Source organism: Horticoccus luteus (genome assembly GCF_019464535.1).
Classification (GTDB): Bacteria; Verrucomicrobiota; Verrucomicrobiia; order Opitutales; family Opitutaceae; genus Horticoccus; species Horticoccus luteus.
Genome location: NZ_CP080507.1, coordinates 2,597,421 through 2,610,759, shown reverse-complemented (window position 1 = coordinate 2,610,759; position 13,339 = coordinate 2,597,421). Strand labels below are relative to the sequence as shown.

Below are 13,339 nucleotides of genomic sequence, written 5' to 3'. Positions count from 1 at the left end.
CGCCCCCTTAGTCCCTGCGTCTTTCCCAGCTTCTTTGTCTCTCGTCGAACCTCATCAGGTTTCCCGACAGTCGGCCCCTTTCTTATGAGTCTCTCCAGATATTCATCCGTCGTGTGTATGTCCGTATCGGCTATACTTTTTCGCGCGCTCGTGACTGCGACTTTCTTGGTGGCGCTGGGCGTTTTAGTTTCGCCGCTCCATGCCCAATTGCGGTGGACCGCCTACGACAATACCGGCGCACTTGTCGGCACACAGAATCAGGCGGCGACATTCGATCCGGGATCCGGCACTTACACGTTTTCCGTGCCTGCAGGCGGAAGAATGGTCTTCGTGACCACCAATTTCGTGCCTATCGCGATGGAGGTGCCGACGGCTGGCACTTCGCTCCAAACGATCTCTTACAAGATGAAGAGTTCTGCGGGTTGGACCAACGCCATCACCGGCAATCGCGTCAATCAACTTGGCTTGTTTAGCGACGGCGGCACGCCGCCCGGTGCGGCGGGTAATTTTGCCGACGACAACGGCTTGTTCGCCAACTTCAAAGGTGGCACATGGGGCAACGAGGTCTTTGGCGGCACAACCACCATTGCTGGCCTACTCGACGGCTATCAAAGCGCGCTCAAGCTGGGCTCGGGCAAGTCGGCCGGTTCCGTTGGCGCGTGGACACTCGCTGACGACTCCTTCGTCAACATCACATTCCGCGTCGCCCTAACGTCTTCCGGCGCGTTCAGCCTTGGTACGTCCTCTTCCTACGCCAATGCGGGGCTCGTGATTGAAGACTCGTCGGCCGTCGGCGCCGGCACGTCCTATCAGGCCATCTACAGCGCTGCGGCCACCGCGGTCACGGCACCGAAGACGTTCAACGAATTCGCGTTCTATTTTCGAAATGATGCGGCCGCCGCCGCTACGATCACCATGACCGATGTGGTTGGTTTGACGTCGCCGCCGTATTTCGCTGCGGTGACGGGGCAACCTCCCGCGACGCTGACCGGCTCCGTGGGCGACACGCTTTCCATCACGAGCACGGCTGTTGGTAGTGCAGTGATTTACCAATGGGAAAAGAGCACCGATGGCGGTGCGACTTTTGTGCCAATCAACGCAGGCGCCAACGGCTCCGCCGCTACTGCCACGCTTGTGCTCACCTCGGTGCAGACGTCGGATGAAGGGCAGTACCATGTCATCATCGGCAATGCCGCTGGTTCTACGACGAGTGCCGCTTGCACTGTCGCGGTGACGGCAGGGGCTGTGGCCCCCTCGGTGCAGACCGATCCGCAGGCCGCTACAATTTTGGTGGGCGCGTCCAACACGTTTGCCGTTAGCGCCAGCGGCACTGCGCCCCTCGCGTACCAATGGCAAAAGAGCGTGGATGCCGGGGCACACTGGGCGGATTTGACCAATGCCGTTGACGCCACGCTGGTCGTGGGGCCCGCGCAACTTTCCGACGCCGGATCATATCGCGTCACCGTGACCAATTCGGTCGGTGCCGCGACCAGTGCCGCTGCGGAGTTGACCGTCAACCAAGTGCCTTCGTTCACCCTGCAACCGGTCGGCGGTAATCTTCAGGCCGGACAGTCTTTAACGCTGACCGCGGCCGCCACTGTTGGGACGCCCGTTCCCACTTATCAGTGGAAATTGAACAACGTCGTTCTCAACGGTGCGACCAGCGCAAGCTACACCATCGCCTCGGCTACGGGGGCCGCTACGGGCAACTACACCGTCGTGGCGACTAACGCCGCGGGCTCCGCCACCAGCGCGACCGCTGCCGTCAACGTCCTTTCAACCGCGCTCGCAACCACGAACACCGCCCCGGCGAACAACGCTTCGGCCGTGTTTCCCGATCAGCCGCTGACGATCACGTTCAACGCTCCGATCACGGCGGGCGTCTCGGGCTCGCTCAAGATTTTCGACTCCGCCAATCCCTCCACGCCCGTCGACACGATCAGCTTTGACGCCGCGGCCGCACGCGTCGCCAACGCCTCCATTTTGGCGTTGCCCGTGCAGACCAAGACGGTCGGTGGCCAGACCGGCCTGCGCTATTACCCCGTGACGATCGACGGGAATACGCTGACGGTCTATCCCCGCGACGGCACGCTCACCTACGGCAAGACCTACTATGTGACCATCGACGCCGGGACGATCGTGGACGCGAGCGGCGCAACCTTCGTCGGTTTCAGCGACAACACGACTTGGCGCTTCTCCACCAAAGCCGCCGCGCCCGACGCTGGTTCGACCCGCCTCACTGTCGCGCACGACGGGTCCGGCGATTTTTACACGGTGCAGGGCGCCCTGGATTTCATTCCCGCTAACAACACCACGCCAACGACCATTTATATCAAAAACGGCATTTACTACGAAATCGTTTCTTGGACTGCGAAGAGCAACATCACCTTCCTCGGCCAAAGCCGCGACGGAGTGGTGATCGGTTATCCGAACAACAATAATTTCAATCCCACCGGCACCGCGTGGCGTGCGGCCTTCACCTGCCGCGGAGGCAACAGCACGGGCATGGTCATCACCAACCTGACGATCAAGAACTTCACCCCGAAGACGGGCTCGCAGGCCGAGGCGCTTTATCTCAGCGGCTCTGCGACCGCGCTGCAGGCCGTGATCACTCACGTCAATCTCTCCAGTTATCAGGACACGCTGCTCATCAATGGCCAGGCCTACATCAGCGACAGCTATATAGAAGGCGACACCGACTTTATGTGGGGCAACGGCCCGGTCTATTTCACGAACTGCGAACTCAAAGCCCTCAGCATTCAAAGCTATTACACCCAGATCCGGAATCCCGCGACGAACCACGGCTTCGTTTACGTGGACTGCAAGTTCAGTTCCGCCGACGCCGACAGCCAGAATCCCGCGAACCCGGTCAGTGGGTGCTACCTCGGTCGGCTCGACCAGAACGCCAATCCGCACACCGAAGTCGTGCTGATCAACAGCACCGAAGGCGACCATATCCTGCCCGTGGCGTGGAACCTTAATGGTCAGACGGTCTCCGGTGCCGCCGCCACCAATTGCGTCGAGTTCAATCCGCGCAAGATCAGCGACAATTCCCCGGTCGATGTCAGCCAGCGCGCTGCATGGTCGTACCAGTGGACCTCGCCCGCCAACGACGCCCAAGTCGCAAACTATAATGACCCGGTGTGGGTGTTGAACACCTCGCTGGCCGGCGATGTGATGAGTGCGTGGACGCCGGCTTTGGCGCCGCTCGTGCTCTCCGCGCCGGTTTCCGTTACGACGCAGGCGGGGGGGGGGGCAACCTTTGGCGTCACCGTGGCGGCTCTGCCGGCGGCGACTTATCAGTGGAACAAGGACGGCAGCCCGATCGATGGTGCCACGGCGGCGACCTTGAGTATCGGCTCGCCCACATCGGCGGACGGCGGGAGTTACACGGTCACGGCCACCAATTCCCACGGCAGCGTCACCAGCGCCGCCGCCGTCCTCACGGTGATGCCGGCTGGCACGCCTCCGGATGTCCCGCAGACGCTCGGGTCCACGAATGTCACCGGCACGGGGTTCACCGCGAACTGGGCCGCGGTCAGCGAAGCCACCGGCTACCGGCTCGACGTTTCCACCAGCAGCGATTTTTCCTCGTTCGTCGCCGGCTATAACGACCTCGACGTGGGCACCAACCTTTCTCGCGCGATCAGCGGCCTGACTGCCGGCACCAACTATTACTACCGGGTGCGGGCGATCAACGCCGCGGGCACCAGTGCCTCTTCGACTGCCGCGACGATCGCGACTTCGGCGGCGGCGGCCGATATCGTAATCGTCAACACCGGCGCGACAGCCGACCGCACCTACAGCCTCGGCGGCACCGCTTATACCCAGAATTTCGACACACTGCCGTCGTCGGGCACCTTTGCCTGGGTCAACGATTCCACGCTGCCTGGTTGGCACGCCGTCCCGACCACCGGTTCGCTCAATGCCACAGGCGTGACGAACGACGGTTCATCCAATCTCGCCGATCTCACGCTCGGCAGCATTGGGACTGCTGGCAACGCCGACCGCGCGCTCGCGTATCACACGCGCCTTAACACAGCGCCGACCTACCTCGGTCTCGCGTTTACCAATCAATCCGGGCGCGTCCTCGATTCGTTCACGCTCACTTACACACCCGAGCAGTGGCGGGAAAACACCACCGGTCGGGATATGACGTTCACGGTTGAATACCGGATCGGCGCTACGTCCACCGATCTCAATGCCACGTCCGGCTGGACGACGTTGAGCGACCTCGCCTTCACCTCGGCCAGCGGCTCCGTGGGCAAAACCGCCACCCTGACCAGCGGTCCTGTTGCCGTTACGGTGGCTGATGGCGCCACGATTTGGTTTCGCTGGAAAACCGCCAACAGCGCGACGTCCTCGACCACGTCCAACGACACGATCGCCATCGACAACGTCTCCGTCTCGATGACGGCGGTCGCCGACGGCAGCCCGGTGATCACCACGCAGCCCGCCGCGCAAACCGTCGATCTGGGCTCGGCGGTCACTTTCACCGTCGCGGCCAGCGGCGATGCCCCGTTCACCTATCAGTGGAGCAAAGATGGCTCACCGCTTTCCGGCGAAACTTCCGCCGCGCTCACCATCGCCAGTGCGCAGGATACCAGCGCGGGCGATTACACCGTCGTTGTCACCAACGGCAAAGGCAGCGTCACGAGCGCGCCCGCCACGCTCACGATTTCCACCGTCGTCAACGCGCCGCAGGTCGTCACGCAACCCCAGTCGCAGACCGTCGACAGCGGCGCGACGGTGACCTTCACCATCACGGCGACCGGCACGGCGCCGCTCAGTTATCAATGGCGGAAGAATGGCACGGCGATTGCCGACGAGATTTCCGACACGCTCACGTTGAACAACGTGCAACCTGCCGACGCCGGCGCCTATACCGTTGTCGTTAGCAACAGCGCGGGCTCCGACACGAGCGCGGTCGCATCGCTCGATCTCACCGGCGTGGTGACGCCGCCGGTCGTCCTTGCCCAGTCCGGCTCGCAATCCGTCGTCATTGGCGGCGCCGTGAGCTTCAGTGTCACTGCCGGGGGCAGCGCGCCTTTCACTTATCAATGGCGGAAAGACAACGCCGACATCCCCGACGCGACCGCGCCGACACTGACGTTGACCAACGTCCAACTCACGGCGGCGGGTAACTACACCGTTGTCGTCACGAATGCCGCCAGCAGCGTCACGAGCGATCCCGTCGCGCTCACCGTGACCGAACCGCCCGCGGTCGGCGAAGGCTCGATCTTCGTGGCTCCGGACGGTCTCGTGGACAACCCCGGCACGTTCGCGCAGCCGACGACGCTCGCCAACGCCATCGCGCTGGTGCCCGCAGGCGGCACGATTTTTGTGCGCGGTGGCACTTACGCGATGTCCACGGAGTTGCGCATCGAGCGCGGTAATAATGGCACGGATGGTGCGCTTAAGAATCTCGTCGCCTACGTCCCACCGGGCGGCACCGCCGAAACGCCGGTGTTCGACTTCTCCTCCCAGCCCTACGGCAATCCCTCCACTGTCAGCAACCCGCGCGGTGTCTGGCTCGGCGGCGACTACTGGCACCTGAAAGGTCTGGAAATCAAAAACGCCGCGGACAACGGCGTCTACGTCGTCGGCAATCACAATATCGTCGAGCTGTGCCGCCTGCACGGCAACCGGGATACGGGCCTCCAGATCGGCCGCTATTCGTCGTCGGCGCCCCGCTCCGAATGGCCGACCTACAACTTGATTCTCAACTGCGAGTCCTACGACAACTGCGACGTCGCCCCTGGCAGTGGCGAAAACGCCGACGGCTTCGCGTGCAAACTCACCGCCGGTGCCGGCAATGTATTCCGCGGCTGCATTTCGCACAACAATATCGACGACGGGTGGGATCTTTATACGAAGAGCGAGACGGGCCCGATCGATCCGGTCGTCCTCGACCAGTGCATTTCCTATAACAACGGCACGCTGACCGACGGCACGCAAAACGCCGCCGGTGATCGCAACGGCTTCAAACTCGGCGGCGAGAAAATCGCCGTCGCCCACTACGTCTCCCGCTGCATCAGCTTTAACAATGGTAAGAACGGATTCACGTGGAACAGCAACCCCGGCGCCATCGTCCTCGTCAACAATCTGGCGTGGGACAACGTCGAGGGAAACTTCAAATTCGATTCCGGCGAGGCCACGTTCTATAACAACATTTCCCTCTGGACGACCAGCTCCGGTCCGGGCAACCGCAATGGCGTCAACGACCGCTACGTCGGCAACAGCGGCGTCCCCACCGGGGCCAGCAATATCTTCTGGTTCGTCGGCTCTTCCAGCCGCGGTCCCAGCATCAACGACGCCAGCCTCACCGCTTACAAAACGGCGTTCGTCACGTTGACCGTCCCGGTCGGCGGCTTCGCGCGCAACGCGGATGGCAGCATCGCGCTCGGCGATTTCGCCCGGCCGGTCGCGAACAGCCCGCTGCTCAACGCGGGCGTCCTCCCGCCGGGCGACGTGATCGGCCAGTTCCCGTTCGCGACGGCCGGCTATTATGAAGACGCGCCGGACATTGGTGCCGTTGAAACTTATCTCCACACGCCTCCGGTCATTGTGACCGCGCCGCAAGGTCAGTCGGTGATTACCGGCGCAGCCGTGACGCTCTCCGTGTCGGTGCAAGGCACCGCGCCCTTCACGTATCAGTGGTCGAAAGACGGGTCGGCGATCGGCGGCGCCACGAATTCTTCCTTCGCGCTCGCCGCGGCCCAAGTGGCCGATTCCGGCAGCTACACGATCACGATCACCAATTCCGCGGGCCACACGACCAGCGACGCCGTCACGGTGACGGTCGGCGCGGCGACCGGCCCGTCGGTCACGACGCAACCGGCTGCGCAGTCCGTTTACGTGGGTGGCTCGGCCACGTTCTCCGTCGTGGTGAGCGGCACGGCGCCGTTTACGTTCCAATGGAAAAAGGATGGTTCGCCGATCTCCGGCGCCACCGGCGGCGCTTATACGGTCGCCAACGCGCAGAGCAGTGACGCCGGCGGTTACACGGTCGTTGTCACCAACAGCATTGACAGTGTCACGAGCGACGTCGCGACGTTGACGGTCACGGATTCTCCGGAAGCTCCCGTGGCGGCGGCGGCCACTGCCGTTTCCAATACCGGTTTCGTCGCCTCGTGGTCCGCGGTCAGCGGAGGCACCAGCTACCGCCTCGACGTTTCCTCCAGCAGCAATTTCGACACGTTCGTCTCTGGCTACCAGGACCTCGCCGTCGGTTCCGATCTCAGCCGCGCGCTCACCGGCCTCAGTTCCGGCACCGCGTATTATTACCGCGTTCGCGCGGTCCACGCCGCCGGAACCAGCGGATCGTCGAATGTCATCTCGGTCGTCACCGCTGGCGCGGCCACCACGACGCTCGATGCCTCCCAACTCACTTGGTTCAAGACCCGCACCGCCGACACCCTCACGACGGGCGTGAACAGCATCACCTTCAACGAAGGCCAGGCTTCCGCCTCCAGTTTCGTCACCTACCTGCCCAACGCCATCAACCTCGCCGTGGGGCAAAAGTTGACGCTCACGCTCGTGTTTCAGATGGGCAGCAATGTCGCGGTCGCCCCCAACGCGCTTCGCTTCGGTCTCTTCAACGCCAACGGCACCCGCGTCACCGCGAGCGCCAATACGGAAACGAACTCCGTCGTCACGGACGACATGGGTTACGTCGCTTCCTATAACATCGACTCGGGCGCCGGTAAGCTTCTCGCCCGCATTCCCGGTTCGACGAACACCACGTTGATGGGTTCGACCGGCGCCACGCTCTACACCGACTTGGTGGCCGCCAACCCTTCCGGCACGACGGCCGCGTTCACGGCCTCCACGACCTACACGCTCACCTATGTTGTCGCGCGCCTCTCCGAATCCAGTGAGTTGACGGCGACGCTGACGGGCGGCGGATTGTCCAACTACGTCCTCACGGGCACGGACACGACCACCGATTCGCGCGCCAACGGCACCTACGATCAACTCGCGGTGCGCATTGCGGGAGGGTCGAACTCCTTCAACGCCCTGACGATCACCGGACTCTCTTACAGCATCGAGGCCGCCGGCCCGTCCGCACCGTCCATCGACACGCAACCCGCTTCGGTGGCGGGCGCGCTTGGTGGAAGTGCAGCGTTCACCGTGGTCGCCAGCGGCACGAATCCGCTCACTTACCAGTGGCAAAAAGACAACGTCGCCATCAGCGGCGCCACCTCCGCCACGCTCGCGCTGACCAACCTCACCTCGGGCGACGCCGGCAGTTACACCGTTGTTGTCACCAATGATCTCGGCTCGGCCACGAGCGCCGCCGCGGTGCTCACCGTCACGGTCGCCACGCCGCCGGTGTTCACCACGCAGCCGCAATCCACCTCCGTGACTGAAGGGGCCAACGTCACCTTCACCGCCGCTGCCACCGGCACGGACCCGCTGACCTATCAATGGAAGAAAAACGGCTCGGCGATCAGCGGCGCGACCAGCGCCACGCTCACGCTGAGCACCGTGCAACTCGCCGATGCGGGCGACTACGTGCTCACGGCCACCAATTCCGCGAGCGTCGTTGATTCCGCGGTCGCCACGCTGACCGTGCAGGTCGCGCCGCCGCAGATGCCGGTCATCACCGCCCAGCCGCTGGCGCAAACCGTCGCGGCCGGCACCAACGCCACCTTCACCGTGACCGCCACCGGCACCGCGCCGCTGACCTACCAATGGAAGAAGGACGGCAACACCCTCGCTGGCGCCACGACTAGTTCGCTCACGGTGAGCAACGTGCAGGCGGGCGACACCGGTAATTACGCGGTGACCGTTTCGAATGCGGCCGGATCCGTCATCAGCGACGCGGTCGCGCTCAACCTCGCGTCGGCCCTCCCGGTCACGGAATTCAATCTCACCGGCTTCGCCACGGTCGGTTCCGGCACGACCGGTGGCGGTGTGATTCCGGAGAGCGATCCGGCCTACCGCAAAGTGACCACGGCGCAGGAGTTCGTCCAGGCCATCTCCGATTCCAACAAGACCGCCGGCAAGGTGAAGGTCATCGAGATCATGAACGACCTCAACCTCGGCTGGATCGAGGTCGGCGCCACGGTGCAAGGCCTGCCGAGCAATCCGTTGCGCTCGCACGCCACGCCGAAGCTGCACCCGGCTCTGATTGCCTCGGGCGTCAGCGTCCTCGACATCAAGGCCAAGAGTCCCCTCACGATTTTCTCGGCGACCGGTGTCACGATCAAACACGTCAACTTCAACGTGAAGGGCACCTCCAACATCATCATCCGCAATCTCAAGTTCGACGAAATGTGGGAGTGGGACGAGGCCTCCAAAGGCAATTACGATTCCAACGATTGGGATTTCATCACCGTCAGCAACGGCGGCGACGTGTCCAACATCTGGATCGATCATTGCACGTTCACCAAGGCCTACGACGGCATCGTCGACCTCAAGGCCGGGACGACCAACGCTACGCTTTCGTGGTGCAAATACATCGGCGACGACGAGGCGACGAACCCCAACAGCCCGGTGCGCGTGCAACTCGCCGCGCTCGAAGCGAAGCGTTCGTCTTATCCGTTCTACAATTTCCTGCGGACCAACGGCTATTCCGTCGACGACATCGCCACCATCATCCAAGGCCACGACAAAGGGCATTTGATGGGTTCCAACTCGCTGAAAGCGGAGAACGACTCGCTCACGGCGACGTTCCATCACCAATGGTTCAAGAACGTCTGGGACCGCGTCGTGCCCCGTCTCCGCGGCGGCAACGTCCATGATTACAACATCTACGTTGACGACGTTGAGCTGCTCGCGGCGAAACGTCTGCGCGATGCGCGCGCCGCGTCGCTGAGTTCGGCGCTGCTCAACACGCTCAACAACACCTACAGTTTCAATCCGCCCATCAACGGCACGATCTCCACGGAGAACGGCTCGATCCTTGTCGAGAAATCGATCTACGCGGACTGCCTCTGGCCGCTGCGCAACAACCAGACGGATCCGTCGAGCGCCATCTACACCGGCAAGATCAAGGCCCTCGATTCCATCTACAGCTTCCACGCTCCCGATGGCACGCTCACGACCGTGCGCGGCAACAGCACCGATGCGAACAACCCGATGGGACCGTTCCAAGCGCCGGTGATTCCGTTCGTGTGGGACCTGCCGAACAATCAACTGCCCTACGACTACACGATGGACGATCCCGCGCAGTTGCCCGCCATTCTCGCGGCGGGCTCTGGCGCCGGCACGCTCACGTGGAGCAAAGACAACTGGCTCAAAACGGCCTACACCGTCGATACGTCCGGCGCGCCCACCATCACCGCGCAACCCCAGAGCCAGACCGTCGCCACCGGCGCCGACGCCACCTTCACGGTCCAGGTCACCAGCGGCACGACGGCGACCTATCAATGGAAGAAAGACGGCACTGCGCTCTCCGACAGTGCGCATATTTCGGGTTCCACCACCGCCGTGCTGACGATCTCCGCCACCACGCTCGCCGATATCGGCACCTATTCGGTCGTGGTCGCCAACACTGGCGGCAACATCACCAGTAACGGCGCAGCCCTCACCGTGATTGCGGCCACCGCGCCGTCGATAACGACGCAGCCACAATCCCAGTCGGTGGCGATCGGCAGCGATGTGGAATTTGCCGTGGTCGCCGCCGGCACGGGACCGTTTACCTACCAATGGAAACATGACGGCGCCGATGTGGTTGGCGCCACCGGCCCGATCCTCGATCTTGCGAATGTGCAAGCGGGCGACGCTGGCAATTACACCGTTGTGGTCACGAACACCGTCAGCGCGATCACCTCGAGTGCCGCCGTGCTGACCGTCAACTTGCCTCCCGCTGCGCCCGTCGCCAGTGCAGCCACGAGTGTCACGGTGGCCGGTTTCACGGCGCACTGGAACAGCGCGCCGACGGCGACTGGCTACCGCCTTGATGTGTCCACCAACGACAGCTTCACGAACCTGGTTGCCGGCTATGCCGATCTCGACGTCGGCGCCGCGCTGAACGCCAGCGTCACCGGCCTCTCCGCGAGCACCACGTATTACTACCGTATCCGCGCGACCAACGCTGCCGGCACCAGCGGCGCGAGCGCCACCATTACGGTGGTCACGAGCGATGTGCCGCCTACGCCGGTCACGCCGACGCTGACTTGGGCTACGCCGGCCGCGATTGGCTACGGCACCGCCTTGAGTGCCACGCAACTCAACGCCACCGCCGACGTCGCGGGCGCCTTCGTCTACACGCCGGCCTCGGGCGCGGTGCTCGCGGCGGGCAGCCAGACATTGAGCGTCACGTTCACACCGACGGATTTGGTTCATTATACAAACGCAACCGCCACCGTTTCGCTCACAGTGAACAAGGCCACGCCGGCCATCACGTGGTCGGCGCCAGCGGCGATTACGGCGGGCACTGCGCTCGGCGCCACGCAGCTCAACGCCTCAGCGAATGTGGCCGGAGCGTTCGTCTATACGCCGCCTGCGGGCACCGTGCTCGGTGCTGGCGTCGGTCAGACCCTCAGCGTCGCGTTCACGCCAACTGATTCCGCTAATTACAAAAACGCCACGGCCACGACAACCCTCACCGTCAACCCGCTGATCATTGCGCCGGCGATCGCCACCGCGCCGGTGGGGCAGTCGGTCAGTGTTGGCGATGCCGCCAGCTTCTCGGTCGTCGCGAGCGGCACCGGTCCGTTTACCTATCAGTGGCGCAAGGACGGCGTCGCCATCGCCGGTGCGACGAGTGCCACCCTCGCGTTCACGTCCACGGCGGTGACCGATGCCGGAAGCTACTCCGTTGTCGTCACCAACGCGGCCGGCTCCGTGACCAGCGATTCCGTATCGCTGACGGCGACAGTCCCGAGCTTCACGGGCATCTATTTCGGACAATTCACCGCGGGCGGCGATTGGGCATTGTCGGTCAATGCCGACAACACCGGCGTGTTCATCGCGAACCTGCCGCAGCGCCAGAGCGTAATCGTCTTGGACGTCACCCTCGCCGCGGATGGCAGCTTCACGGTCACCGGCAGCGAAATCCGCGCCACCGGCACCGCGACGCCGACAGTGGCGATCGCCGGGACGCACGCGCCGCAGGCCCTTGTTTCCGGCCAGTTCACACTGACGGGCCACGTCGTTCACCAGAGTGTGGTGGGGCAACTGGAAGGCTTGGATGAAACCTTCAGCGGCGCGGCGGATCCTTCAACGGGCGCGGCGCAGGGCGTGGCCGGCTACTATGCCGCCGCAGCCCTCGGCACTTCCGACGGCGGCGTTTACACCGTCATCGGAGCCAGCGGCCAGGCCTTGGTCGTCACGACCACGCCTGGCTCGGTTGGAGGCGGCACCGGCACGATCGATGCCAACGGCCAGCTCACGGTTGCGACCGCGAACTCGTCGGCAATCACTGTTTCGGTCGCTCCGGAGAGCGAGAGCGTCACCGCGAGTGTTCTCCCCGTGGGCGCGACGACGCCGATCAGTTTCGCGGGGTTGAGCGGCTCGGCGATCTCGACCTCACGCATCGTGAATCTCTCGGTGCGCAGCGGCGCCGGCAAACTCGACCAGACGCTCATCATGGGCTTCGTCGTGGCTGGTTCCGGCAGCCAGGATGTGTTGGTGCGCGGCATCGGTCCCGGCTTGGTGCCGTATGGCGTGCCGGCGGCGACCGTCCTCGCTGATCCGCAGATCCGTCTCTTCGACAACGGTTCGGCCACGCAGATCGCTGAAAACGATGACTGGGGCGGCACCGCGCCTCTCGTGGTCAAAACCGCCGAAGTCGGCGCGTTTGTCATCCCGTCCAATTCGAAAGATGCGGTGTTGCTCGCGCCTCTCACGGCGGGCGCTTACAGCGGCCATATCACCACGACGGGCACGGCAGCCGGTCTCGCACTCCTTGAAGTCTACGACGCCACCCTCGTCGGCGATGCGCACTTCGTAAACGTCTCCGTGCGGTCCGAGGCGAAGACCGGCGATGGCATTTTGATCGCCGGCTTTGTCATCACGGGTAACGCGCCCAAGAAGCTGCTGATTCGCGGCGTCGGACCGTCCCTCGTCACCTATGGGGTGAGTGCATCCAGCGTGCTTCAGGATCCCATGCTGACGGTGTATCAAGGTTCCACCGTGGTCGCGACGAACGACAACTGGGGCGGCACCACCGCGCTCAAGGACGTGGCTCAGTCGGTCGGCGCCTTCGCGCTGGATTCCGATACGACCAAAGATGCCGCCGCGGTCGTGACGCTCCAGCCCGGCGTCTATACCGTGCATGTGGCGGGAGTGAATAACACCAGCGGCGTCGCCCTGCTCGAAATTTACGACGTCAACCCGTGAGTCGGGCGCCGGTCCGTGCCCGCACGGCCCGGCGCGGTTTTTCGCG

Annotated in this window: 1 protein-coding gene; it reads left to right on the top strand. The window is 63.7% G+C overall.

The window, feature by feature from the left end; genetic code table 11:
* The first annotated feature begins 150 nt into the window (after window positions 1-150).
* Window positions 151-13,293: a pectinesterase family protein gene (locus K0B96_RS10770; RefSeq protein WP_220160907.1), complete on the top strand. Its 13,143-nt coding sequence runs from the start codon at window positions 151-153 to the stop codon at window positions 13,291-13,293.
* Window positions 13,294-13,339 lie beyond the last annotated feature (46 nt).